Here is a 20,968-nt window from a genome sequence, read left to right on the forward strand (position 1 = left end):
AGGCGGCCGTGGCGATCACGCAAGACGGCTGGATGAACGACACGTATGTCAAGCTGATGCGTCAGCAGATCACCATCGACGTCGGCAGCACAACGTCCGGGATCTTCAAGGCCGCCCTGTGGACGGGATCGGTCACGCCCGACTTCTCACAGGCCAATCCGGCCTACAACGTGGCGCCGTGGAACAGCGGGCAGACAGTTGGGCCGGGATATACGGCCGGTGGCAACGACCTCACGGTGACCAGCTTCGCCGAGCTGGCGGGTGCGGCCAACAAGGTCGGGTGGCGGTTCGCGGCCACCTCCTGGTCGAGCGCGACGATCGCTGCCGAAGCGCTGGTGGTGTACGCGCCGGGCCTGAGCAACCGGATCTTCGTGGTGCGCTGGTTCACCCAGAGCTACGACTCCAGTGACGGTACCTACACGGTTACCCCAGATGCCACGGGCGTGTGGAGGACAGTCTTGCGGTCTGCGGCCTAGTCGGAGTCGTCCTGATTAGGCTGGTGCTGAGTCCACCAGTCGTAGGGCACGAGAACGTGCACCACAAGAACGGCGACAGAGCGGACAACCGGATCGAGAACCTCGAACTCTGGAGCCGGAAGCAGCCGAAAGGTCAGCGCATCACGGACAAGCTGGCATGGGCGCGCGAGATCATCGAGCGCTACAGCTCTGACCCGCACTTCGCCTGATAAATAGCCGCATGTAAGGCCCGGGACCTATCGTCTCGGGCCTTTGCCATGCCTGGCATCCATTCGACCTTGCCTCGCCTTGTGCGGGGCTTTTCGCATGAAAGGGGCCAGGATGCCTCTCTACATCGCCGCCAACGGCGCCATGCCCACGACGGCGGAATTGCAGCCGGTCGCCACGACGACATCGTTGAAGACGCTGTTGCAGATCGCTACCCCTTCTACCCGCGGCCTGAGAGTCGTGGAGTGGGGCATCAGCTTCGACGGGTCGACGGCGGCGACGCCGGTCCGCTGCGAGCTGATCGTCACAGACGTGGCGGCGACGGTGACGGCACACGTCAGCGCTGGCGTGCAGCCGTACACCGACCCGAACGCGCCCGCCTCGCTCGTGACGCTCGGCACGTCCGCGACCGGCTACACCGCGAGCGCCGAAGGGACGGTCGCCGCGACCCGGACCGGTGACGTCCAGCAGGTGGCGCCGACTGGCCAGTACGTCAAAATGTGGCCGCTCGGCCGCGAGTTCGGGGTTGGGGCGTCCAAGTGGTTGCGGGTACGGGTGAAGGCCGCCGCGGCAGTGAACGCCTACACGTACATCGTGTGGGAGGAATGAGTGCCCACCGCCACGCTGCGGGCGGTCGCTTCAGCGTCCGCGTCCGGCGCAAGCATCACCTGCAACAAACCCGCCGGCACCAGCGTCGGCGACCTGCTGATCGCTTTCCAGTCGGCCGATTCGGGCACGTTCGCGAACATGACGACGCCCACGGGCGGGGCGACGTGGGCACTCCTCACCCAGCAGCAGTGGAGTGCCGGTGAGCCCGGCACGAACGTCTGGTGGAAGTTCGCCGGCGGTTCGGAGCCGGCCTCGTACGGATTCGCCCAAGCCTCCGGCGCCGACGGCGTGGTGGCTATCGCCGCCGTCTTTGGGACCGCGACCACGACGCCGGTGTTCGCTTCCAGCGCGTCGTCGGTGACCACGACCAGCATCCCCACCCCGTCTGTCACGCCGACCGGGAGCGACGATCTGGAGTTGCGGTGGGCGGCCAGCAAGGGATTCGGCGGGGTGACGTTCACATGGACACCCCCGGCCACCTACACCGAGCAGGTCGACCTGCAGTCGAACACGTTCACGTCTGGGTCGATGGCGACCAAGCAGCTGACCAGCAACGCAGCGTCCGGGATACAGAACTTCACGATCAGCAACAATACCGGCGGACACATGGGGATCACGGTCGCTGTCGCCGGGCTGGCTTTCCGCGCCGCCAGGCCGTTGATTCTCGGCCAGGCCATGCAGCGCGCGGCCTTCTACTAGCGAGGAGGGCGCGTGGCTCGTCTCGGCCGTGGCCAGCCGATCCCGGCCACCATCAAGAACCCGCTGCGGTACAGCCTGCGGAACCTGACGCTCGGCCCATTCGAGTCGGTCTCGGAGTGGCCGCCAATCGCGGTCACCACCCCGAACGCCAACGTCAACCTGCCGCACTTCGAGTCAATCTCCGAGTGGCCGGGGTTCACGTTCACGCGGGACCAGAACTTCGTCCTGCCGCCGTTCGAGAGCCTCAGCGAATGGCCGGCGCTGGCCGTGTCGATTCCGGTCAAACCGGGAGACAGTCTTACCGGGGCGGATGGGCAGGTCGAGTGGAACGGCGTCCTTTGGGGACCATCGACGAGTGTTGGGGTGTTGCTGCCGGTTGAGGGCTGGTATGCGAGCCCGAGCATCGACAACCTCAACGTGGACAAGCCCGGCAGCCACGGGGCGTGGGACGCTCGGAAGCTGGCCAAGCAGCGGATCGTGTCATTCAGGCTGCAGCCTGATTCGGCGGCCGACCCCACGCAGGTTCAGACGCTGATCGATCAGATCCTCGCCGCGACCGGCATCCCCGAGGATGACAGCCCGCTGCCGCTGGTGATTAAAGCGTACGGGCCGCCCAAGTTGGCTTATGGGCAGGTTGTGGACAGGCCGCTGACCTTGGACGGTGACTACAACGCGGGCCTGCCGACGGTGGGCGTGGTGATCGCGTGCGGGGATCCGCGCCTGTACTCACTGAACCAGGAGGGCGTGACGGTCCCGACTGGGACGCCGGTCACTGTGGCGAACACCGGCAACGCGGCGACACATCCGCTCATTCGGATCGAGGGCCCGGCCACGAACCCGGTGCTGACCAACCAGACCATGGGTCGCGTCTTGCAGTTCGCGATCACGCTCACGTCTGGGCAGCTCATGGAGATCGACACGAAGTTCGGCACGGTCACGGTGGGCGGCGTCAACAAAATGTCCACCCTTACCGGGAACAGCGTGCCGGTAAGCGACTTCGTCTTGCAGGCCGGGTCCAACACCATCACCTACGCCGTGTCCTCGGGCGGCACCGAGGGCGCCGACATCCTGTGGCGGCACGCCACCGTCTGACGTTTGAGAGGCGGTGAATCGTTGACCGCTTTCCTGCGTTCCGTGTCGTCCGCGACCGGCCCCAACGGCACGTCCTTCGTCGTGGCCGCCCCAACGGGTGTGAGCCAGGGCATGATGCTGCTGGCGTTCATCGCGATCGACTCTGGCGGCGTCGGCTCCATCAGCATCTCCGGCGGCTGGTCCTTCCTCGGCGGGGTGCGTGGCCCGACCACACACCTGTCTGCGGTGGACGTGTACTGGAAGATCGCTAGAGCCGCCGAACCGGCCTCGTACGAGGTGACGATGGCTGGCTCGGCGGACGGCGTGGCCGTCATCGCCGCCGTGGCGGGCGCGAAAACGTCGCAGCCGACTGTCGCCACCGGCGTCGTGTACGACGCGGACGACACAGTGTTCACGCCGTCAGCTACCCCCACCACGCCATCCGGGGTAGAGCTGCGGTGGGTGGCGGCGATCCCGCCCGAGGGCGTCCACATCACGTGGAACACCCCGCCCGGATTCACCGAAGCCGCCGACCTGCAGTCTGAGGACGAGGTGGGCGGCTCGCTGGTGTGGCGCGTCTACGCCTCCGACGGGGCCCTCCCCTCCCAGACACATGTCGCTTCTGCCCTGTTCCAGTTCGGCGCCGGGCTGACGGTGCTGGTGGAGTCGGCGGAGGCAGCCCCGCCCGAACCGCCGGTGGTGCAGCCGTTCGCGCCCGGCGCCGGCTCGTCGCTCTACAGGTTCGTGTTCACCCGCCTGCTGGACCGCACTTACCTGGGCGACCTGGACCTGGTCAACGTGTCCTTCGACAAGAGAATCTTGCAGCCTGGGGCCTTCTCCGCCACGATCCCGATCCCCAATCGCAAGGTGGGCGACCTGGTAGCCGAGATCATCCCCCGCGACGAAACCCAACTCGGTATCGGACCGGGCGTCATCACCGTGCAGGTGTTTCGAGAGGGCGTCTGCTGGGGCGAGTACTGGATCACCTCCGCCCAGCCCGCCCGCAGCCGCAGAGGCACGCCAGCCATCGCGTTGCGGGGCTCCACCCTGGATGCTTACCTCGCCAAGGTCGAGTTGCAGGACGACCTCTTCTACACGGGCACGGACCAGATCCAGATCGCCCGCAACCTGCTCGCCCACTTGGCCGGCCAGTCGCACGCGAACCTTTCCCTCTCACTCCAGACAGGCACCTCTGGGGTACTCAGAGACAGGACCTACCTGGAAAGTGAAGGCGCCACCTACGGGCAGCGCCTTCTGGAGCTCGCGCAAGTCGATGGCGGCTTTGAATGGTTGATCAACCTTGAGACGGTGTCGGGCAGCCTGACCCGCAAGTGGGTGTGGGGCTACCCGCAGTTAGGTGTTCTCGACCCGCCGCCCCACATCTTCGCCGACGGGAGAAGCGGCGGCGACATCCTGGAGTGGAGCGAAGAGATTGACGCCCTCCGCGGCGGCACCCGGTGGCGGGCTCGCGGCGCTCTCGTGGGCGGCGACGCCTCCACCACCTCCACCCCACTCACGTCCACCGTGCACGAGGCGACCGCCCACCTGGCGGCGGGCTGGCCACGCCTGGACAGGACGTTGTCCTACAGCACGGTCAACCAGGTCGGCACGCTGGAGGACTACGCCGCGTTCTGGGCGGGAAGAGCGGCGGGCGCCTTGCGGGTCGATCAGGTGACGGTCACCTTCGGCAAGAACCCGTCGCTCAACCCGAACCTGCTGGGCGACAGCGGACGGTTCTACTTCGACAACGAATGGCACAGGAGCGTGTGGAAAACCAGGCGGATCATCGGCATCGGTGTCACGCCCACCTCCCGTGCGGACGGCAAAGAGGAAGCACGCCTCGTGTTGGAGGGAACGGAGGTTCCTGGTGCCTGACGTCTATCCGAACGACCTGACCGCGCGGCTACGGCAGATGGAAAAGGACATCGAGGAGCTGAAAGCGCTCCTCGGCAGCCGGGAGCCGCTCACTGCGGCGTCCAAGGGCTGGCGGTTGTCCAACATGACCATCCCGACCGTCAGCTCCGGGCAGGCGCACATCGGCGCCAACAACAACGAGATCTTCGGCTCAACGATCAACGGCACGAAATACATGCTGGCGAAGGCGCCGAACCCGGGGACCGTGTCCAGCTCGGTTGGAGACACGTACACAACCTTCACACGAGACGCCATCAACGACGTGATCAGCAAATTCAACTCGCTGGTCAGTGGCCTGTCTGGCGCCGGACACATCACCTGATCGTGGCCGCCCGCGTTGGCGAGATGCGCGCCTACGGGCGCGGGCGGCCCCCCTGATCGGTGCCGCCTGGCCTTGAGGGTGCTCCCAGGCGGCACCTCACCTACCTCAGCGAGGAGTGACGTGGCCGATGAGCCTTCCCTGGGTGAGCTCGCCCGCCGGATTGATCACGTCACGATGACGCTCGCCCAGCTGGTGCAGCGCGCCGAGTACACCGCAGACCGGCGGTACGACGACAGACGATTTGCTGAACTGGAATCTGATGTCGCAGAGCTGCGCCGTCAAGTCACTGAAGAGTTGAAAGCCCTCAAACAGAGCATCGACACGGCGACGGAGAAGCGCGGATCGAACGCCAGACAAGCTGTCTACGCGGGGCTCTTACCGGCGCTTTTCATGATGGTGTCCATCGTGGTGCAGATCTGGCTCGCCGCGAAGGGCGGGTCGTGATGGGCGAGCATGTGCGCAGGGTTCGCCGCAACTGGCTCATCATCGCGATCGCGGCTGTCGTGGCCATGCTCGGGGTGTGGGCGTCGGTCCAGATCAACGCTCTGGGCGCGCAACTCAGGGAGTCTGAGCAGAACCAGCAGGTGCTGTCCGACCAGGTGAAGAATCTCGGCGGGGTGCCGCTCGTCACGCCATCCGCGGGCCCGCGGGGAGAGCGCGGCGAGACTGGTCCGCCCGGGCAGACGATCGTTGGCCCGCGCGGGTCGGCCGGCCCGAGCGGGCCTCCCGGAAGACCTGGCCGGGATGGCAAAGACGGTGCTGTGGGCCCGTCTGGGCCTCCAGGAGTAGCAGGGGGCCCGGGGCCTCGAGGCGAGCCAGGAGCGACCGTTACGGGCCCACCGGGGCCCAAGGGCGAGGTCGGCAAGGACGGCTCAGACGGCAAGCCAGGCCCTGAAGGCAGCCCAGGGCCTCGGGGCGAGCAAGGACCCCGCGGGGAGACCGGGCCGCCACCGTCCTCGTGGACGTTCACCGTCGGCCTCATCGCCTACCGGTGCACACCCACCGAGCCCGGATCCACCACCTACTCATGCAAGCCGGAGGATTGACCGTGACCGAACCGCTCCCGCCCGAGCCCTACGGGGATGCGGCCCTCACCGAAGACGATGGCCCGCAGCGCGTCTCTCAGGACCCGTCCGCGGTGTACGTGAGCGAGGTCCAGGAGGATGACGATGCCCTCGACTCGTGACCGGATGGTCGCCGCCTGCCGTAAGCACATCGGGTATCAGGAGCGCGCGGACGGGTGGACGAAGTTCGGGCAATGGTACGCCGACCGGCACGGCAACCAGGCGTTCGCCCGCGCCCCCTGGTGCGCCATGTCGCTTTCGTACGTGGCTGCGGGGCTCGATCTCGGCAAGGTGGTGGGCGAGTTCGCCTACACGCCATCGTGGGCCGACTGGTTCCGCGACAACGGCCGCTGGTACCAGACCCCGAAAGCCGGGGACCTCGTCTTCTTCGACTGGCAGGGGACGCGCAACATCCCTGCCATCGACCACGTGGGCATCGTCGAGTCCGTCCTCAAGGACGGGCGCGTGGTGACGATCGAGTTCAACACCGCGGACGCGTGCATGCGCCGCGTCCGCTCTCGCTCAACGATCGCTGGGTTCGGGCGTCCCGCCTACCCGGACGTTCCGCCGGCCAAGCCTGAGCCGGCTCCTAAGCCTGCGAACCCAACGGAGGTCGCCGTGAAGAAGCTGCCCACGCTCAAGCGCGGCGATAAGGGCTGGCACGTCAAGACCATGCACTACCTGCTGGCCGCCCGCGACTACGCGATCAGCGAGGGTATCGACGACACCACGTTCACGACCTACCACGAGCAGGGCATCCGAGGTATTCAGGACGCCGCCGGCATCAAGGTCGACGGGATCTGCGGGCCGCAGACCTGGCAGGCCCTGCTCCGGGTCCTGTAGCCGCAACTGAGAACCGTGAACCACCAACTCTCAGTTGATGGTTCCTCTGAGCGCGCCGCCAGATGCGGCGCGCTCTTCGTGTGTCCCCATCCCCGAGGAGCATCCTCATGCGCTACAAGAGCGCTGCCATCCTGTCCGCACTCGTCGTCGGCCTGGGCGCCACCGGCGCCGCGTCCGCGAGCTCCGCCGCGCCGGCCAAGCCCAAGCAGTACGGCGTCTGCGTCAACGCCAAGACCGGTGCCATGCGGCTGCTGGAGCCGCTGAACCTGCGCCGGTCGCAGTTCGGCAAGTGCAAGGCCGGCGAGCGGCGCGTGTTCCTGCCGACGAAGCACGCCATCCCGGTGATCCCGCCTGCGCCCGCGACGGTCGTGTACAAGCGCGGTGCCGCGGTCGAGACGTGCACCAAGACCACGGACGTGACGCTGACGTACGACTGCAAGACGGTCGTACCGTCCCCGACTCCCACCCCCGCATCCTGAGGGAGAACGCCATGATCAAGGTAGGAAGTGCCGCCAAGGCCATCGTCAGCGCGTTCGCCGCTGGTACCGCCTCGCTGGCAGTCGCAATGGGCGACAGCGTGATCGAGACGGGCGAGTGGGTGACCATCGGTCTCGCCGTGCTGGGCGCGCTGGGCATCACGTACGTCGTCCCCAACGCAGCCCAGTCGGAGCAGCGCCAGCGGTAGAGTGCAGTCACCGCCCTGGAGCGTGAAGCCCGCCCCCCTCGGGGGGCGGGCTTCTTTGCGTTGTGCGGGAAGCTCAGGCGCGCTTCCACCTCCACGTGCCCTTGTCGTACTGGGTGCACTTGTACCGCCTGCCCGTCGTCTTGGCGTACCCGTACTTGCCATGGGCGGCGGCCGGGCAGTAGGCCCCCGGGGTGACGCAGTTCCAGTGGTTCCCAGATCGCCCGTAGGTGCACGCGGAGGAGCTGGCGTTCACCTGGACGGCGGCGGACGCGGGCAGTGAGAGGGCTGCCGGGGCGACCAAGGCGGCGCCGACCAGAGCGGTGGAGACGAGGAAGTGCTTGAGCACTGCGAACTCCTGGGGCTAGGGGATGGAACGTGCCATCAGTGTGACGGCGGGGATTGCAGCAGGGTTGACGTCTGCTTGCGTCCGCATCCGGCCAACCCCGCGGGGGCGATTCCCGGGTCGCTCACGTGTTCGGTCTACGATGCCTCCCGAACCACGAACGGGGAGACGACCATGGCCGACGTTGAAATACCTGACGGGCTGCTACAGGCACGCCACGCTTTCCTGGCCGCACAGGAGCGGCTGAGCGCAGTCAGCCGGACCCTGCCAGCGCACGCGACCGTGGCCGCCGGGGAGGCGGAGCCTGCGAGCGAGGAGCAGCAGCAAGAGTGGATGAGGCTGCAAGCGGAGTGCCGGCGTCTGGCGGTGGCGATCCAGGAGCATCCGGATTGGGAGCAGGTGGAAGATCGCAAGGCCGTCCGCAAGGCGCTGGACGCTGTCACGGCCAGTGGCGACGGTCCTCAGGGCGCGGCGTAGGGTGCGGGGAAGTCGATGACCTCGCACAGGTCGGCGAGGTCTACGTGCTCGGCGAGCCGCTCGGTGTTGGCGCAGTAGGCGACGAAGTATTTGGTGTCGTTGACGACCTTGGAGACGCGGTAGAGCGGGGCGGTGTCGAGCACGATGACCTCGACGATGATGCCTTCGGGTCCGCGCCAGCACTGCATGGCCGCAGAATACGCAAAACGGACAAAAAGTCATAGTCTGGACATGTGGGGGTAGTCGGCCACGGGGACGCTGGATGCCGACACCCCACCAAAACGCCCCGACCGCGCTGAAGGCGGCCGGGGCGTCACGTTGTCTCGACGCTGCCGGCGAGGTGCTCGTTTGGGGCCACGCAGGATGAGCGGCCTTGCCTCAGGCTCAGGTGGTGGTGCGCTCGATCAGGATCCGGTGTGACTCCTGGATCCCATCGGGGAGGTTGTGCGGTGAGAACCATTTCGCCTCCAGGATCTCGACTGAGTCGATGGTGAGTGTGCCGCCGGTGAACTGGGCTTCGTAGGCCACCTCCACCCGCAGCTTGTATCCGCTTTTGACGTGAACGAGCTGGTTGACCTTGACGGTTAGGCCGGTCTCTTCGCGTACCTCGCGGACGACGGTGTCCTCGAATGTCTCGGACTTGTTGGCGTAGCCGGTCGGGCATCCCCATTGCCGGTCGGGGGGCCACATGCGGTGCCGCAGGAGGAGCACGCGTCCTTCGCTGTCGCGGACGATCCCGGTGACGCCGACCATGAATTTTGCGTGCCACAGCCACAGGAGCCGCCACTGGAGTGGCCCGCGGATGAGTCGCCACAGGCGAGCGACGAGGTTCTTCATTATGCTCCCTTCGGGCCATCCGCAGCCTGCTTCTTGAAGTAGAGCGCCGCGGAGCTGCCGTGTCGCACACTGCCATGTCGTCGCTGGATGGGAGGGCTGGTGGCCGAATCCCTGTGCGTGTCTCTCAACTCGTGCTTCTGAAGAGGGCTGGCCAGGGAAGCCCCTGGCTGCTGACCGCACAAGAACGCCCCGGCCTCGTGCTGAAGACGAGACCAGGGCGGAAGATCCTCAGATCCTGCTGACACTCGCAGCAAGGCGAGGTGTGGGCAGTTCGGCAGCGGGCCGCCAAGCAAAAGCTGTGACCTCCTCTGGCTGGATGACGATCTCCGTGTCCTTCGCCCAGAAAGCGAACCGGAGGTCCGCATGCGAGTGAGCGCGCTCGCCCTTGGCCGGGTTGGCTGGGATCTCGTGAACGTCGATGTCCACGGGGATAATGTCGTGCGCCGGCGGGGAGACGGCGTGCTGCCAAGGGATGCCGGTCTCCTCTTCCAACTCGCGCAGGGCAGCGCCGTACAGGCTGATGTCGCCGGGCTCGACGTGGCCGCCGGGCAGCAGCCACCGGTCCAGCGCCCGGTGGTGGATCATCAGCACGCGTCCGGTGTCGTCGATGCAGGCGGCGCTGCACGTCACATGCAGCGGGAACGTCTTGCGCGAGGTGAGATCACGCCCCGGCTGCAGGGCGTGCGTCAGCCGGGACACGTCCGGCGCTCGGTCCGGGTGGGTGTCGAGATAGCGAGCCAGGACGCCGCGGATCTCGTCGAGAGTGACAGTCATGACACACCATCGAAGTGGCGTAGCCAGGTCGCCGCAATCGACTGCCGGACTTCGGCGGGAACTTCCCACATGCCCGGCGCGTACTCGTCGGAGGCGAGAAGGGCGAGCGCGGCGAGTATCTCTGCCTGCACGAGCAGGATGAACGGGCCGACGCTGGCACCGTGCAAGAAGTTGACCGCGTTGCCGTCCGCCAGCAGGTAGAAGTAGTGGCCGGTGCGCGAGTAGCGGGTCACGTGCGGCTCGACAAGGCTGCGCGCGTACAAGTGACTGAGCGCAGCCAACTCCAGTTCGTCCTCGGAACTGGTGACAGACGCGATGTAGGCGCCGTTGACGACGTGCGAGAAGTCGTCCTCTTTCAGCGCGAGGTTGCCGGTGGCGCACACGACGATCCCGGCAGAAGAGAGCGCCTCGGACAGGGTCGAAGCGGTGCGGTAGCCCTGGGAGAGGGCCTGGACGCGGCGCACGTGGTCGATGTCGAACACGGTGACGGCCACGTGCTTGGCGTGCAGCATGGCCGCGATGGATTGGCCCAGCTTGCCGTAGCCGATGACGCAGGCAGGGCGGCCGTTCAGGATGTCGTCGCGGGAGCGGACGAGCGCCTCTGTGGAGAAGACAACAGACTGGCCGACCAGGTAGTCCTCCGGTTCCTTCAGCGGGGAGCGGGCGACACTGAAGACCGGGCAGGGCAGCTTGCCCAACTCCAGATAGCGCTGGTGGCCGTTCTCGGTGTCCTCGACGACGCCGACGATCCGGCCGGAGAAGTGCGTGTGCAGATGCTCCAGGGCGGGCGCCCAGTAGCCGCCGACGTCGAGCAGCACCAGGTTCCGGCCGGCGGCACGAGACTCAACGTAGGCCAGAGCCTGCTCAGGGTCAGCGAACCGGGACCTGTTGAGGTCGTCGACCTGCATGCCGGCGCGCACATGCCGCAGCGCCGCTTCGTTGATGCTGCGGGGCTTGGGCAGGACGGCTGCGACGTCGGAGATGCGGGCGACGCCTTCCAAGAAGCGGGGACGTTCGGCCAGCAGATGGGTGATGACCAGGCTGGCTGGTCGGTCGGCGACGGGGATGGCGTCGGCGACCCTGCGGAAGAACGCGGTGACACGGCCGCGCTCGAAGTCCTCTAGCAAGGGACTCTCCTACAGTTGACGGGGGTTGGGGGTTGTGCGCCCCGGCCTCTCCAGAGACCGGGGCGCCGGATGTGAGACCCCGGCCCGCGGGGAAGCGGGACCGGGGCTCTCGCTTTTGGGCTAGTCCCACATCAGGTCATGGACCTTGGCCGGGTTCTTCTGTGCCAGGAGGGCTAGCTCCAGGTGGGTCATCCCGGCCTTCTGAGCGCCCTCCCATACGAGTTTGGGAGACGCGGCTCCCACCATGAGTTGGAGGATGTCGGCGCAGTACAGCGCCATCGAGCCTGCGTCGTCGGCGTTTGCGTTGCCGACCTTCCGGGCCGCCGCGAGGGCTTTCTCGTATGTGAGGCCGGTGCTCACTTCTCTCCCCCTTCGCTGAACTTGCCGTCCACCCACTCCGCCACGCGGGTGGCCGTCTTGGAGCCGGTCGTCTCGGCCGCGATGTGCGCGGCCACGCCGGCGAGCGCGAGGGCGGCGCCTCTCAGGCTGTTTGTGTCCACGTCACGCTCCCGTCCTGCGCAGCGCGTCCAAGACCTGGGCGCGCGGGTCGACCGGATCCACCCTGCGGAGATCCTCGTCGAGAGGCCCGTCGTAGCCCTCCTCCTCGCGGATCCGCCGCAGCTCCCGGTACTTCGGGTCGTCGTCGAACATCGCTCCCCTACCTGTCGCCTTCGGCGTTGGTCTTTCGGCATTGAGTGGCATGCAGCTGCGCCTGGTATGGCTTTGCGGTGCCGCGCGTTCCGCAGCCGCCGCATGCCCACGTGCCGATGGTGTCCAGTGACACGCGGTTGGTCTGCGACGTGCCCGAGTCGTACGTCCAGGTGACGATCTGGTGTGCCTCGGTGCGGTATGTACTGGTGTGTGTGCTCATGTGCTCTTCCCTTCGGGTCGGAAGCGGGAGCCCCAGCCGCGCCCGCGGCCGGGGACGGCGGCTCTATTCGTCGTCTTCCGTTGCTTCGCGGACGCTGATCCGCACGCCCGCCTCCGCGGCGGCCTGCGTCAGCCGCTTGAGATCGGCGTCGCTGTACACGGCGTGCGGGGTGCCCGCGAACGGGCTGTCGTCGTAGATGTGGACGAAGTACTTGACCTGAGGCATCGATCTCCTTTCTTCACCACTTCGGGACTGTCGGGTCGGCGTACGAGCTGCCCACCGGCTTCATGGCGGGTAGCCGTGCCGTTCAAGAGCGGCCTCCACGTAGTCGATCTCCGCTTGAGTGCTCTTCGCCAGCGCCTGGTAATACCGGTCCCGGTTCGCCTCGAAATCGTCGCCGTCAGGGTCGCCCCCGTACCACTCCATGCCGAGCTTGAGCGCTTCGCGCACCAGGTCCCGCCGAATCGGCGGCGGGCCGGGGCTGCTCGTCTTCTTGCTGCTGAACCAGCCCATAACGGGCTCCTTTCTCAGGCAGGGCACCCGCCCAGCGGGGAAGCGCCGCGCGGGTGTCCGCAACGTCAGTGACTGGCATCAGCAACGACGATCCAGCCGTCTCCTCGGCACCCGCCGCCGCATGTCTGCTCGACCAGCTCGGAGGGGCTGTGATCCGAGTGCACCCACTTCTCCTCCTTTCCGCTGCCGTCGCAGGTAGGGCACCGCTTGACTGCCATGTCGATCTCCTCTCGGATGGTGAAGCTGACTGCTCCGGACGCCCGCCCAGCGGGGAAGTGGCTGGGCGGGCAAAGGTCAACGCGCCCGACAGATGGTCGCGTGACGGTTGGCGTCTTCTCGACTGCCGACGCCGTCGTCGCCGCAGCCGTCGCAGGACCATTCCTGGTCGTCGTAGACGCCCCGGGCAAAGGGTGTGCGGGTCCAGGTCGCGGTCTTGCCGCCGATGGTGGTGTATTCGACGGTCTGCACCGGCACGATCGTTCTCCTCTCGTCATGGGAGCTGGCTGCTCCGGGCACCCGCCACGCCCCCTAGTCGTGGCGAGCACCCCCAACAGCCGCTCCGCATCAACGGAGGCAGTCCGGGTAGCGGGCATCCAGCGGGCACTTCTCGCGCTGCACTGCTGTGGCCTTGACCGGGGCCACGGGGGCGTCGCTGAAAGGCGCGATCAGCAGGCCGGTGTCGGTGTGGCCGGACACCACCCCGACCAGGCGGGGCTTCTTCGTCTTCTTGGGCTGGTCCTTGGTCTCGGTGACCTTGAAGAGCGTCCTGGAGTCGGAGGTTGCCGACTTGCCGTCCATGCCTCCGCTCGCGGCGAGCCCGATCCCGGCGACGACCGCCACGGTCGCGTAGCCGATCGTCGCCAGCAGGTTCTTGCCTTGACCTTTCACGATTGCTTCTCCTCTCGGGTTATGCGTCGGGGCAGTCCTGGCCGCCTGGGCAGCCGTGCAGGCCGCAGGTGGGGCACAGGTTGGTTCTCTCGGCGTGGGCGGCCATGCCTTCGTCGCTGGCGTACTGCGCGTACCTCTCGGCGGTCCGCTTGGTGAAGGTGCTCTTGGCGCTGTGGCCGTTCACGATCGTCCGCCAGCGGTCTGTCCACTTGCCGGTCATGACGCGGCACCTCTGCCGGCGAGGACCGGTTGCCCTGTGCGCTTGTCGATGACGTGGCCGCTCTGGGCCTGCTCGTCCTCGACGTACAGAAGATGCTTCAGCCGGATGCCCGAGGTTTCCGAAGCCCGCTTGAGCGCGAACTTCTTACGCTCCTGGGCCAGCGCCGTCCACGGGTCCCGCCGGCGGTCGAGGGCGACGACGACGATGCCGCCGACCATCCACACCGCCAGCGCGACCAGCACCACCCAGGCCAGGGCGGGGCGGCCGGCGAGCGCCAGCCATGGCACCGCCAATATCCCTGCGGCGCAGAGTTCGGCCCAGACGATGACGGCGCACACCCGTATCACGTGACTCATCACGATCTCCTCTCGGGGTTAGCGGCGCTTGAGGGTGCCTCTGCCGCTGCAGGACGGGCAGTCGCGGGCCTTGAGCACCTTGCCCTTGGTCATCGCGAAGTCGGTCACGACGACCTGGCCGTCGACGCACTTGGGGCAGCCCACCTTCGGGCGTTTGGTGAAGGGGAGTCTCATGTCTGTTTCTCCGATCGGAAGTAACGGGATCTTGGTTGAGCGGGGTGCCGCGGACACACTCCCGGCCGGGGAAGAGGACCGGGAGAGTCTCCGCAACCACCGCTCTGCGAGGGCCTGAGGGGTGCTAGAACTCCGCTAGATCTAGCGCTATTGCCGCTAGGCCTAGCGGCAACGCAATGGCTTCTGACCTGCCACCTAGCCCACTAGCGGACCCAGCAGCGAGGCGTCACCGGCCCCCCTTTCCGGTACGTCCGCCCTGGGCCGCGAGGACCCACTCGTACTTGAGGCCCTTGCGTGTGGGGGAGCCTCCGTCTTCCGGATCCTTGATCCACACGTCGGCGGTCTTCAGCCCGTACGGCTTGAGCATCTTGGCCAGCGTGGTGGCGTCCCACCCGGAGTAGGCGTCTGGGTTCACCTCTGCGAGTCGTTCGCAGATCTCTTCCGACCACAGCCGGTCCTCGCCGCGGGCGAACACGCCGGCCACGTCGTTTAGGACGCTGATGGTGACCCGCTCCTCGATCTGCTCGCCAGCTGCGTGCCCGGCCAGCGTCCCGGCGGCGATGCGCAGGTCACGGCCCCGCTCGCAGATGGTCGAGACCGTGCGCAAGTCGGCCAGATGGGTGCGTACCGTCTGCCCGCCAGCGTCGGCGAGTTCACCGTCGTCGGCGCCGAGCAGGATCCCGACGCCCTTGTGGGAGCGCTGGAACTTGCTCGCGTCCAGGCCGGCGTCTCTCGTCCCGGCTCCGAGGATCACCTCGGACGACTGGAAGGTCATCACCTTGAGCGCGAAGCGGGTGCCGATGTTGTCTCGGATCTTCGTCGGGATGGTCTTGCCGTCCGGTTTCTGTGTCGCGACATCGAACATGATGCCGACCGCGGGACCGGTCTTGACGATGTCGTCGATGACTTCCTTGATGGCCTCGCCGAACGTGCCGTTCTCCAGGTAGCGCTGGAACTCGTCGATGCACACCAGGATCGGCTGCATGTTCATCGTCGGGTTCCGCGACAACGCCGGGGTGATCTTCCCTTCGGGGCAGATGTCGTCCGGCAGGTCCTGCAGCACCTCGTAGCGGCGGTCCATCTCCGCCTTCAGTTCGCGCAATGTCTCCAGCAGTAGCTCAACGATGACCGTGCGGACGCCAGACCCGTACCGGTAGGCGACCTGCTCGAATGCCTTCCAGTCCTTGCCGCCCTTGCCGTCGAACACGATGAGCGTGACGAACGGGTCCAGCGCTGCGGCGAGCGCGGGCAGGCGGGCGGCGAACGTCTTGCCCATCCGCGGGATGGCACCCACGAGCAGCGACGACCAGATCAGCGACAGGTAGATGACCTGGCCGCGGGCGTCCACCCCGAACGGGAAGCCCTTCCAGAAGTCGAGTCTTTCCATCGCGAGGAGCGGCGTCACTGGCGGCATGCTCGCGTACGGGTCCACGTCGGCGACCCAGACGCGCAGGTGGCGGGGGCTCATGCCGGGCAGTCGGTCCATGAACACCTGGACCTCGTGCACGCCGAGGCCGCCGGCGATGTCGAGCTTCTTCTTCACCGCTGCTTCGGCGTTCTTCCCGTACGGCAGCTCGACGAAGGCGAGCCAGCCGGCGCCGTCCCGCTGGATCGGCTGCAGCAGCCCGATCGGGTCCTCCTGCGTGCACAGGCCAGCGGCGATGAACGCCCTGGTGAGCACGTCCTCAGTGAGACGCCGAGCCTTCGGGTTGGCGATGCGGGCGTGCTCGACGATGGGCTTGTCCTTGCGTCGGCCGACCCGCCCGAACGTGGCGATAGCGCCGGCAGCCAGCCACGGCATCAGCCACGGCCACACGATGGCGACGATGAGCAGCAGAATCCCGGACAAGCCGAGCGATCCTACGGTGACGATGCTGCGGGTCCGGACGCGGGCGTTGCGCTGGGCGACGAGTTCGGAGTAGCGGCCGGTGTCGCCATCGACGATGCTGGCGCGGCGCATCGGCCGGCCTTCCGAATCCGACACCCACCGGCCCCACGCGGCCACGCTGCGGCCCACGCCGCGGGGCGTGTACATGCACAGGCGCAGCCCGTAAAGGGGGAGCCGGACGGCATGGAATGCCGCCTCGTGAATGACCAGGTCGCGAGCCCACTTGATCGCTGCGCGCCGCTGTTCCCGTTGCACCAACCACGCTGGGAAGATTGCCCTGCCTTGGAAGGCGTACGACCAGGGCGTGTTGACCTCAACGCCGTTGACGGCTCGTGCAGGCTCGCGCCGTTCGAGCACGGCAGGGAGCCGCTGCTCGACCTCGACGAGCTCGCCCTGTGCGACCTGGTCGGCCTCGGAGTCCAGCATCACATCGTCTTCCGGCTCTTCGAGCGGGTTGGGGACAGCACGCAGTGGGCGGGTCATCTCGTCTCCGACCTCGGCAAAGCAAGGGGCGCAGGCGCCAGCAGGTCACTCAGGTGAGCGGCGATGGCCGCGGACACGATCCACAGCCCGTGTCCAGCGTGTGCGACAACGGCGAACGCCAGGGTGATCAGGCATCCGGCGATCAGCAGGAGCAATTTTCCGACTCCGCCGATGGCCAGCAGGGTCCCTCGCTTCCAACCGTTCGCTCTGGCAGGCGCCCACAGTTCGCTCCAGGTGCGGGCGTTGTCGGCTGTCTCACGGGTGCTGCACAGGATCACGGCCAGAACAGCAAGACAGGCAACCAGTACGCCGTTCATGACTGGCCACCTCCGCACGGCGTCTTGCCGGCCACGGCCTGGCAGCCCTCGCATCCGCGGCTGTGGTTGACGCCGTGGCGGGGGCACTTCGGCAGGTCCTCCAGGAGGTGGATGTGGCCACAGATCGGGTCCTGGTAGCGGGTCATGACAGGTTCTCCAAATCACGGGTGTGAGGGGTTGGGGCGGGAACCGTTTGAGGAACCGACCAAGGTCCCGCCAGGTTCGACCGGGTTGCCCTTGGGATCGAAGGTCCAGCCGAGGTCTTCGAGTTCTCGCTTGGCCTCTACGACGCGGTCATAGCCCCAGCTCTCGGAGAACCCGAACTTGGAGGCGACGGCGCCTTTGGTGGGAACGGTCTTGCTGCGCTTAACCGCGTTGATCACGTACCGCTTGGCCCGCTGATTGTCCTGATCAGTGGGCATCTTCCGTTCCTCGGTCGGTTCCTCAACGGGTTCCGGCTCGTCGGCCGAGTCGGCGTCAGGTTCCGAGAGATCGACAGCCGGGATGAACGGCCGGAAGCGGGCCAGGAAGACGGCGATGTTCTGGCGGGCTTCGGTTCCTCTCGGGTCCTCGCCGTCGAGGTCGTGGGCGAGCGCCGCCAACTGGACGAGAGCCAGCCGAAGAGCGTCGGACTGTGCGCGGACGAGTTCCTCCCGGGCGGCATAGAGCGTGTCCCGGGCGGTTCTCGTGACGATTCTCGAACGGACCTCACCGATGGCCACCTCGGGCGACTGGATGCCCTCAGCAACGGCAAGTTTGAACGCCTGCCACGTCTCACCGCGCAGGGACGGGATGATCCAGCGGAGCTTGGCGAACTTCGGCGCCCGCGCCTCCAACATGCCCTGCAGCCGGAGTTCCTCCCAGTGCCGCCACTGCGAGTAGATCTGCCACAGCACCGGACTGAGGAGCGAGCACGCACCGAAGACCAGCGCGTACTCCTTCGTGAGCGGAACGTTGGCGTTCTCGGTGTAGTTGAACCAGCCAACGGCGACGCCGATCGCGTAGGAGAGAGTGCGGAGCCAGCCGGCGCTGTAGCCGTTGATGAGCTTGTCGTGGCTGATGTAGCCGACGTTGACGGCGATCGATTCGGCCACGAGCGCTACAGGGACTGCAACCCACCAGGGCCAGCCCATGCCGAGCGTGAGCCCGAGGACCTGGCCGAGCACTGCTACGGCGTTCACGCCGCCGTTCGCGGAGGCGAGGACGACGGCGCGGCTGATCCGCTGCCGGAAAGAGCGGCGCTCCGCGGCGGCCTGGTTCTGCTGCAGCTTGGCCTGGGTGGCGAGTTCGCGACGAAGACGCGCCTTCTCGCGCTCGGCTTCGAGAGCCTCGAACTCGCGCTGATCGCGGGCACGCTGGACCTCAATCATGGCCTGCTCGCGCTCGGCGAGGGCCGCGGCTTTGTCGCGAGCGCGCTCCTGCGCGGACCGGAACACGGCGAACGGGCGCCGGCGTTCGGCTGTCTCGTCTGTAGCGGGGGTGGTCCGCTCGGTGTCGGCGTTCACTTCGTACTCCTGGTTCTGGTCCGGCACCACTCCGCGCCTCGCCCGTCCTCGGTCGGCCGGAGGGTGACGTGTCCGGAGACGCGCAGCAGCTGGAGATACCGCATCGCGTCGCGGGCGGTCAGGCCGAGCTCTTCGGCGGCGTCTACGGTGGTGACGCCGTCGCTGGCGAGGCTCAGCAGCGACTTGCGGACCTCAGGTGGGACGGTCGGGCTGGGGACCGCCTCCTCCGGGGAGACGGTGACAGGCGGTTTCATGTCGGGGTCCGTTCAACAGGGGGTTGTAGGGCTGGTGTGTCGTGCCCGCTCAGGGCCTGCTCCCTGAGATGCCGGCGTGGGTGCCGGACGGGCTTGGTCGGCTACTTGGTGCAGTTGGAGGCGTGGGTGGTCGCAGCCGACCATCTGGCGTTCTGGGCGCTGTGGTGGCAGCCGAAGCAGTAGAGGTTGCCGACCGGGACAGAGCCGGGCAGGACGAGGTTTGGTTCCTCGCCGGTCTGCTCCCACGCCACAGAAGAGCCGTTTGCGGTGGAGGTGCTTCTGGTGGTCACGTTGGCCTTCCTCAGGGGGTGTCGTTGTGAGCCCCGTCCGCGCGACGCCGCGGACGGGGAGTCTTGGGGTGCCCGGCTGCCGCAGCGGCGGGTTCTCTCCGGCAGCCGGGCGGGTCATCGGGTGCTGCCTTCCGCGTCTTCTGCGGGGGCGCCGAGTCCGAGTAGCGTCCTCAGCAGCCGCACCGTGAAGGCGTCTTCCCCTTCGGCCTCCGCCTTGTCGAGGTAGGCCCGCCAGAGCCCGAGCGCCAGGTCGCCCTGGAACTCGGTGCGTGCGACTGGGTCCTCGACCTTCGCCCGGACCTGGCCGACCCACTTGCCGATGCCGTCGGCTACGGCGTGGTACTGGGCCTCCCAGTCGCGCGCCTGCTGCCTGACGTCCTCGTGAACGGCTTGGCAACGCTCTATGTCCTCGAGGGCGATCCCGAGTTCCTGTTTGTAGGCGGCCACCATGCGCTTGGTGGCGGTGAGGTCTTCGCGGAGCTGCGCGCTCTCCCCGGCGGCCTGCTGCAGGGCGGTCAGGGTGCTCGCCTTGACGATGCGGATCATCGCGCACCTGCCGGGATGGCGAGAGAACAGACGAGTACGGCCAGGCCGGGGCTGTCGTCGCGCCACACCCGGCCGTAGCAGGCGTCCTGGATGGGCGCGGCGTGCTGCTCGGCCAGGTCGCCGAGCCATGCGGTGCAGGAGCCCAGCAGGTCGTCGTTCAGGCTGCGGGCTTGGAAGCGTTTCACGCCCAGGGGGAGTGTCGGGCGGGACTTGTGCATGAGTTCGAGCCGGTAGGCGTTCATCGCGCGCCTGCCTTCCGGGCGCCGGCCAGCTCGTCCACCCAGTCGCAGAAGCGGTTCCACGTCGCCAGGTGCTCGGTCAATTCGGCGTTCATGACGGCGAGCACGTCCTCCGCCGCTGCGAGCGTGGCTCTTGCCGTGGCGAGGGTGTCCCGCTCGATGTTGAGGAGTTCCGTCTCGACGTCGGTCATCGCTGGCTCCCCCGAGAGCAGGAGCAGCGGCGGTTCGAGCAGGACGGGCTGGTGCAGGCGAGTATGTCGATGGAAAATTTCGGCGGGGCGGGTATCCAGCCGCGCCGCTTGGGCTGGCGGCTCATGAGGTTGTAGACCTCGTCGGTCGCGGCCTTGATCTCGTCAGAGGTGCGGGTCGTCATCGCTCGCCGCCTTCCGGCCGAGGCATGGCCCGGCACTTCTCGGCGTGCGCCTGAGCCCACTTGCGGACCTTCGGCGTGGAGTACTGGCCGCCCTCGTCGGTCTCCTCGACGTACTGGTTCGAGGAGTAGCTCCAGGCCTGCTGGGTCCACTCGACCACTTCCTTGCCGCCGCAGCCGGTGCAGGTGGCGATACTGGCGTTCGGATCGGTCTGGTTGTAGTAGAGGGACTCTTCGGTGACGTCGACAGTCGCGCCGCCCACTGTGAGGTAGCGGGCGATGACGCCCTCAGGCCACTCGGCGTTGGTCTCCGTGCGGGTCTTCACCGGGTCACCGCCTGACGGCGAGAGCGAGGCCGGTAGTCAGAGAGTCGGGCGACGTTGGACGGCAGCACCGTGGGCGGGGCGATGTCCACGCCGGCGGCGTCCAGGAGCATGCAGACGCGGGCGGACAGTAGGGCCACCTCGTCAGCGAGGCCGCGCAGTTGTTCCGAGGACACGACGATGTGCCCCGGGGCGGCATGTGTCATCATGAGGTCGTTCCTTCCGAACTTTGACTGGTCAGGGAGGACACGCGAGCGGCGGCCCGGATCTTGTCGGTGAGGGG

At 67.3% G+C, this 20,968-nt stretch carries 41 protein-coding genes; 13 read left to right on the plus strand and 28 right to left on the minus strand.

From position 1 onward, the window contains the following. Positions 1-8: 8 nt before the first annotated feature. From AB0L65_RS33140 to AB0L65_RS33195, 12 genes are all read left to right on the plus strand, one after another. Complete coding sequence (locus AB0L65_RS33140; protein ID WP_364253307.1) at positions 9-476, plus strand: hypothetical protein; 468 nt, start codon at positions 9-11, stop codon at positions 474-476. 23 nt (positions 477-499) lie between these two features. Further along, a complete protein-coding gene (locus AB0L65_RS33145; protein ID WP_364253309.1) occupies positions 500-685 on the plus strand; it encodes an HNH endonuclease in 186 nt (61 codons plus the stop codon). A gap of 112 nt (positions 686-797) precedes the next feature. After that, on the plus strand, positions 798-1,292 hold the full coding sequence (locus AB0L65_RS33150; protein ID WP_364253312.1) for a hypothetical protein: 495 nt from the start codon (positions 798-800) through the stop codon (positions 1,290-1,292). Continuing rightward, positions 1,293-1,991: a hypothetical protein gene (locus tag AB0L65_RS33155; RefSeq protein ID WP_364253314.1), complete on the plus strand. Its 699-nt coding sequence runs from the start codon at positions 1,293-1,295 to the stop codon at positions 1,989-1,991. Between the two features lie 12 nt (positions 1,992-2,003). Continuing rightward, positions 2,004-3,083 (plus strand): hypothetical protein, encoded by a 1,080-nt coding sequence (locus AB0L65_RS33160; protein WP_364253317.1) that lies wholly within the window; start codon positions 2,004-2,006, stop codon positions 3,081-3,083. Positions 3,084-3,194: 111 nt separating this feature from the next. Further along, entirely contained in the window at positions 3,195-4,937 is a 1,743-nt protein-coding gene (locus tag AB0L65_RS33165; protein WP_364253320.1) for a hypothetical protein, read from the plus strand. Next, the gene (locus AB0L65_RS33170) at positions 4,930-5,298 is read left to right on the plus strand and encodes a hypothetical protein (protein WP_364253323.1); all 369 of its coding nucleotides are present in this window, start codon (positions 4,930-4,932) and stop codon (positions 5,296-5,298) included. Before AB0L65_RS33165 ends, AB0L65_RS33170 begins: the two co-directional genes overlap by 8 nt. Positions 5,299-5,418: 120 nt before the next feature. Beyond that, positions 5,419-5,742 carry a hypothetical protein gene (locus AB0L65_RS33175; RefSeq protein WP_364253326.1) on the plus strand — a complete coding sequence of 108 codons (324 nt, stop codon included), beginning with the start codon at positions 5,419-5,421 and terminating at the stop codon, positions 5,740-5,742. Between the two features lie 604 nt (positions 5,743-6,346). Continuing rightward, positions 6,347-6,484: a hypothetical protein gene (locus AB0L65_RS33180; protein ID WP_364253329.1), complete on the plus strand. Its 138-nt coding sequence runs from the start codon at positions 6,347-6,349 to the stop codon at positions 6,482-6,484. Next, on the plus strand, positions 6,468-7,205 hold the full coding sequence (locus tag AB0L65_RS33185; RefSeq protein WP_364253332.1) for a CHAP domain-containing protein: 738 nt from the start codon (positions 6,468-6,470) through the stop codon (positions 7,203-7,205). Before AB0L65_RS33180 ends, AB0L65_RS33185 begins: the two co-directional genes overlap by 17 nt. 107 nt (positions 7,206-7,312) lie before the next feature. Then, positions 7,313-7,684, plus strand: a complete 372-nt coding sequence (locus tag AB0L65_RS33190) for a hypothetical protein (protein WP_364253335.1) — start codon at positions 7,313-7,315, stop codon at positions 7,682-7,684. A gap of 11 nt (positions 7,685-7,695) precedes the next feature. Then, positions 7,696-7,890: a hypothetical protein gene (locus AB0L65_RS33195; RefSeq protein ID WP_364253338.1), complete on the plus strand. Its 195-nt coding sequence runs from the start codon at positions 7,696-7,698 to the stop codon at positions 7,888-7,890. A 73-nt stretch (positions 7,891-7,963) separates the two neighbouring features. On the opposite strand, the gene AB0L65_RS33200 is transcribed toward AB0L65_RS33195, so the two are convergent. Continuing rightward, positions 7,964-8,236: a hypothetical protein gene (locus AB0L65_RS33200; RefSeq protein ID WP_364253341.1), complete on the minus strand. Its 273-nt coding sequence runs from the start codon at positions 8,234-8,236 to the stop codon at positions 7,964-7,966. Between the two features lie 171 nt (positions 8,237-8,407). Between AB0L65_RS33200 and AB0L65_RS33205 the strand changes: the two genes are divergently transcribed. Beyond that, the gene (locus AB0L65_RS33205; RefSeq protein ID WP_364253344.1) at positions 8,408-8,710 is read left to right on the plus strand and encodes a hypothetical protein; all 303 of its coding nucleotides are present in this window, start codon (positions 8,408-8,410) and stop codon (positions 8,708-8,710) included. On the opposite strand, the gene AB0L65_RS33210 is transcribed toward AB0L65_RS33205, so the two are convergent. The 27 genes from AB0L65_RS33210 to AB0L65_RS33340 form a co-directional block, all read right to left on the minus strand. Then, complete coding sequence (locus AB0L65_RS33210) at positions 8,695-8,898, minus strand: hypothetical protein (protein WP_364253347.1); 204 nt, start codon at positions 8,896-8,898, stop codon at positions 8,695-8,697. The genes AB0L65_RS33205 and AB0L65_RS33210 overlap by 16 nt on opposite strands. A gap of 196 nt (positions 8,899-9,094) precedes the next feature. Further along, positions 9,095-9,463, minus strand: coding sequence for an NUDIX domain-containing protein (locus tag AB0L65_RS33215; RefSeq protein ID WP_364253350.1), 369 nt, complete (start codon positions 9,461-9,463; stop codon positions 9,095-9,097). A 312-nt stretch (positions 9,464-9,775) separates the two neighbouring features. Further along, positions 9,776-10,321, minus strand: coding sequence for an NUDIX hydrolase (locus AB0L65_RS33220; RefSeq protein ID WP_364253353.1), 546 nt, complete (start codon positions 10,319-10,321; stop codon positions 9,776-9,778). Next, on the minus strand, positions 10,318-11,448 hold the full coding sequence (locus AB0L65_RS33225) for an adenosylhomocysteinase (protein WP_364253356.1): 1,131 nt from the start codon (positions 11,446-11,448) through the stop codon (positions 10,318-10,320). Before AB0L65_RS33225 ends, AB0L65_RS33220 begins: the two co-directional genes overlap by 4 nt. 120 nt (positions 11,449-11,568) lie before the next feature. Beyond that, complete coding sequence (locus tag AB0L65_RS33230; protein WP_364253359.1) at positions 11,569-11,808, minus strand: hypothetical protein; 240 nt, start codon at positions 11,806-11,808, stop codon at positions 11,569-11,571. Then, the gene (locus AB0L65_RS33235) at positions 11,805-11,948 is read right to left on the minus strand and encodes a hypothetical protein (protein ID WP_364253362.1); all 144 of its coding nucleotides are present in this window, start codon (positions 11,946-11,948) and stop codon (positions 11,805-11,807) included. Before AB0L65_RS33235 ends, AB0L65_RS33230 begins: the two co-directional genes overlap by 4 nt. 1 nt (position 11,949) lies before the next feature. Beyond that, entirely contained in the window at positions 11,950-12,099 is a 150-nt protein-coding gene (locus AB0L65_RS33240; RefSeq protein WP_364253365.1) for a hypothetical protein, read from the minus strand. 7 nt (positions 12,100-12,106) lie between these two features. Next, positions 12,107-12,319, minus strand: a complete 213-nt coding sequence (locus tag AB0L65_RS33245) for a hypothetical protein (protein WP_364253368.1) — start codon at positions 12,317-12,319, stop codon at positions 12,107-12,109. A gap of 63 nt (positions 12,320-12,382) precedes the next feature. Next, entirely contained in the window at positions 12,383-12,544 is a 162-nt protein-coding gene (locus AB0L65_RS33250; RefSeq protein WP_364253371.1) for a hypothetical protein, read from the minus strand. Positions 12,545-12,604: 60 nt separating this feature from the next. Beyond that, positions 12,605-12,832: a hypothetical protein gene (locus AB0L65_RS33255; RefSeq protein WP_364253374.1), complete on the minus strand. Its 228-nt coding sequence runs from the start codon at positions 12,830-12,832 to the stop codon at positions 12,605-12,607. Between the two features lie 294 nt (positions 12,833-13,126). Then, entirely contained in the window at positions 13,127-13,306 is a 180-nt protein-coding gene (locus AB0L65_RS33260; protein WP_364253377.1) for a hypothetical protein, read from the minus strand. A 90-nt stretch (positions 13,307-13,396) separates the two neighbouring features. Beyond that, entirely contained in the window at positions 13,397-13,720 is a 324-nt protein-coding gene (locus AB0L65_RS33265; RefSeq protein ID WP_364253380.1) for a hypothetical protein, read from the minus strand. 19 nt (positions 13,721-13,739) lie between these two features. Continuing rightward, positions 13,740-13,940, minus strand: coding sequence for a hypothetical protein (locus tag AB0L65_RS33270; RefSeq protein WP_364253383.1), 201 nt, complete (start codon positions 13,938-13,940; stop codon positions 13,740-13,742). Continuing rightward, positions 13,937-14,296, minus strand: coding sequence for a hypothetical protein (locus AB0L65_RS33275; RefSeq protein WP_364253386.1), 360 nt, complete (start codon positions 14,294-14,296; stop codon positions 13,937-13,939). Before AB0L65_RS33275 ends, AB0L65_RS33270 begins: the two co-directional genes overlap by 4 nt. Positions 14,297-14,314: 18 nt before the next feature. Next, positions 14,315-14,470, minus strand: coding sequence for a hypothetical protein (locus AB0L65_RS33280; RefSeq protein ID WP_364253389.1), 156 nt, complete (start codon positions 14,468-14,470; stop codon positions 14,315-14,317). 226 nt (positions 14,471-14,696) lie between these two features. Continuing rightward, the gene (locus AB0L65_RS33285; protein WP_364253391.1) at positions 14,697-16,841 is read right to left on the minus strand and encodes a hypothetical protein; all 2,145 of its coding nucleotides are present in this window, start codon (positions 16,839-16,841) and stop codon (positions 14,697-14,699) included. After that, positions 16,838-17,158, minus strand: a complete 321-nt coding sequence (locus AB0L65_RS33290; RefSeq protein WP_364253394.1) for a hypothetical protein — start codon at positions 17,156-17,158, stop codon at positions 16,838-16,840. The genes AB0L65_RS33285 and AB0L65_RS33290 overlap by 4 nt, the downstream gene beginning before the upstream one ends. Then, positions 17,155-17,304, minus strand: coding sequence for a hypothetical protein (locus tag AB0L65_RS33295; protein WP_364253397.1), 150 nt, complete (start codon positions 17,302-17,304; stop codon positions 17,155-17,157). Before AB0L65_RS33295 ends, AB0L65_RS33290 begins: the two co-directional genes overlap by 4 nt. Before the next feature lie 15 nt (positions 17,305-17,319). After that, positions 17,320-18,663: a hypothetical protein gene (locus tag AB0L65_RS33300; protein WP_364253400.1), complete on the minus strand. Its 1,344-nt coding sequence runs from the start codon at positions 18,661-18,663 to the stop codon at positions 17,320-17,322. Beyond that, entirely contained in the window at positions 18,660-18,917 is a 258-nt protein-coding gene (locus AB0L65_RS33305; RefSeq protein ID WP_364253402.1) for a hypothetical protein, read from the minus strand. The genes AB0L65_RS33300 and AB0L65_RS33305 overlap by 4 nt, the downstream gene beginning before the upstream one ends. A 101-nt stretch (positions 18,918-19,018) precedes the next feature. Beyond that, positions 19,019-19,207 (minus strand): hypothetical protein, encoded by a 189-nt coding sequence (locus AB0L65_RS33310; RefSeq protein ID WP_364253405.1) that lies wholly within the window; start codon positions 19,205-19,207, stop codon positions 19,019-19,021. Positions 19,208-19,321: 114 nt separating this feature from the next. Further along, on the minus strand, positions 19,322-19,753 hold the full coding sequence (locus AB0L65_RS33315) for a hypothetical protein (RefSeq protein ID WP_364253408.1): 432 nt from the start codon (positions 19,751-19,753) through the stop codon (positions 19,322-19,324). Beyond that, positions 19,750-19,995 carry a hypothetical protein gene (locus AB0L65_RS33320; RefSeq protein ID WP_364253411.1) on the minus strand — a complete coding sequence of 82 codons (246 nt, stop codon included), beginning with the start codon at positions 19,993-19,995 and terminating at the stop codon, positions 19,750-19,752. The genes AB0L65_RS33315 and AB0L65_RS33320 overlap by 4 nt, the downstream gene beginning before the upstream one ends. Continuing rightward, positions 19,992-20,183, minus strand: a complete 192-nt coding sequence (locus tag AB0L65_RS33325) for a hypothetical protein (protein WP_364253414.1) — start codon at positions 20,181-20,183, stop codon at positions 19,992-19,994. Before AB0L65_RS33325 ends, AB0L65_RS33320 begins: the two co-directional genes overlap by 4 nt. Further along, the gene (locus tag AB0L65_RS33330) at positions 20,180-20,365 is read right to left on the minus strand and encodes a hypothetical protein (protein ID WP_364253417.1); all 186 of its coding nucleotides are present in this window, start codon (positions 20,363-20,365) and stop codon (positions 20,180-20,182) included. Before AB0L65_RS33330 ends, AB0L65_RS33325 begins: the two co-directional genes overlap by 4 nt. After that, entirely contained in the window at positions 20,362-20,688 is a 327-nt protein-coding gene (locus tag AB0L65_RS33335; RefSeq protein WP_364253420.1) for a hypothetical protein, read from the minus strand. Before AB0L65_RS33335 ends, AB0L65_RS33330 begins: the two co-directional genes overlap by 4 nt. Beyond that, the gene (locus tag AB0L65_RS33340; protein ID WP_364253423.1) at positions 20,685-20,894 is read right to left on the minus strand and encodes a hypothetical protein; all 210 of its coding nucleotides are present in this window, start codon (positions 20,892-20,894) and stop codon (positions 20,685-20,687) included. The genes AB0L65_RS33335 and AB0L65_RS33340 overlap by 4 nt, the downstream gene beginning before the upstream one ends. Positions 20,895-20,968: the final 74 nt, after the last annotated feature.

Source organism: Nonomuraea sp. NPDC052116 (assembly GCF_040680035.1).
GTDB lineage: Bacteria > Actinomycetota > Actinomycetes > Streptosporangiales > Streptosporangiaceae > Nonomuraea > Nonomuraea angiospora_A.

Coding starts and splice junctions, on each gene's coding strand:
- AB0L65_RS33320 (WP_364253411.1), bottom strand. CDS start 19,995: ATGAACGCCTACCGGCTCGAACTCATGCACAAGTCCCGCCCGACACTC.
- AB0L65_RS33270 (WP_364253383.1), bottom strand. CDS start 13,940: ATGACCGGCAAGTGGACAGACCGCTGGCGGACGATCGTGAACGGCCAC.
- AB0L65_RS33210 (WP_364253347.1), bottom strand. CDS start 8,898: ATGCAGTGCTGGCGCGGACCCGAAGGCATCATCGTCGAGGTCATCGTG.
- AB0L65_RS33240 (WP_364253365.1), bottom strand. CDS start 12,099: ATGTTCGACGACGACCCGAAGTACCGGGAGCTGCGGCGGATCCGCGAG.
- AB0L65_RS33275 (WP_364253386.1), bottom strand. CDS start 14,296: ATGAGTCACGTGATACGGGTGTGCGCCGTCATCGTCTGGGCCGAACTC.
- AB0L65_RS33190 (WP_364253335.1), top strand. CDS start 7,313: ATGCGCTACAAGAGCGCTGCCATCCTGTCCGCACTCGTCGTCGGCCTG.
- AB0L65_RS33325 (WP_364253414.1), bottom strand. CDS start 20,183: ATGACCGACGTCGAGACGGAACTCCTCAACATCGAGCGGGACACCCTC.
- AB0L65_RS33245 (WP_364253368.1), bottom strand. CDS start 12,319: ATGAGCACACACACCAGTACATACCGCACCGAGGCACACCAGATCGTC.
- AB0L65_RS33285 (WP_364253391.1), bottom strand. CDS start 16,841: ATGACCCGCCCACTGCGTGCTGTCCCCAACCCGCTCGAAGAGCCGGAA.
- AB0L65_RS33315 (WP_364253408.1), bottom strand. CDS start 19,753: ATGATCCGCATCGTCAAGGCGAGCACCCTGACCGCCCTGCAGCAGGCC.
- AB0L65_RS33215 (WP_364253350.1), bottom strand. CDS start 9,463: ATGGTCGGCGTCACCGGGATCGTCCGCGACAGCGAAGGACGCGTGCTC.
- AB0L65_RS33195 (WP_364253338.1), top strand. CDS start 7,696: ATGATCAAGGTAGGAAGTGCCGCCAAGGCCATCGTCAGCGCGTTCGCC.
- AB0L65_RS33290 (WP_364253394.1), bottom strand. CDS start 17,158: ATGAACGGCGTACTGGTTGCCTGTCTTGCTGTTCTGGCCGTGATCCTG.
- AB0L65_RS33280 (WP_364253389.1), bottom strand. CDS start 14,470: ATGAGACTCCCCTTCACCAAACGCCCGAAGGTGGGCTGCCCCAAGTGC.
- AB0L65_RS33340 (WP_364253423.1), bottom strand. CDS start 20,894: ATGATGACACATGCCGCCCCGGGGCACATCGTCGTGTCCTCGGAACAA.
- AB0L65_RS33165 (WP_364253320.1), top strand. CDS start 3,195: ATGATGCTGCTGGCGTTCATCGCGATCGACTCTGGCGGCGTCGGCTCC.
- AB0L65_RS33250 (WP_364253371.1), bottom strand. CDS start 12,544: ATGCCTCAGGTCAAGTACTTCGTCCACATCTACGACGACAGCCCGTTC.
- AB0L65_RS33330 (WP_364253417.1), bottom strand. CDS start 20,365: ATGACGACCCGCACCTCTGACGAGATCAAGGCCGCGACCGACGAGGTC.
- AB0L65_RS33305 (WP_364253402.1), bottom strand. CDS start 18,917: ATGAAACCGCCTGTCACCGTCTCCCCGGAGGAGGCGGTCCCCAGCCCG.
- AB0L65_RS33205 (WP_364253344.1), top strand. CDS start 8,408: ATGGCCGACGTTGAAATACCTGACGGGCTGCTACAGGCACGCCACGCT.
- AB0L65_RS33255 (WP_364253374.1), bottom strand. CDS start 12,832: ATGGGCTGGTTCAGCAGCAAGAAGACGAGCAGCCCCGGCCCGCCGCCG.
- AB0L65_RS33150 (WP_364253312.1), top strand. CDS start 798: ATGCCTCTCTACATCGCCGCCAACGGCGCCATGCCCACGACGGCGGAA.
- AB0L65_RS33220 (WP_364253353.1), bottom strand. CDS start 10,321: ATGACTGTCACTCTCGACGAGATCCGCGGCGTCCTGGCTCGCTATCTC.
- AB0L65_RS33185 (WP_364253332.1), top strand. CDS start 6,468: ATGCCCTCGACTCGTGACCGGATGGTCGCCGCCTGCCGTAAGCACATC.
- AB0L65_RS33295 (WP_364253397.1), bottom strand. CDS start 17,304: ATGACCCGCTACCAGGACCCGATCTGTGGCCACATCCACCTCCTGGAG.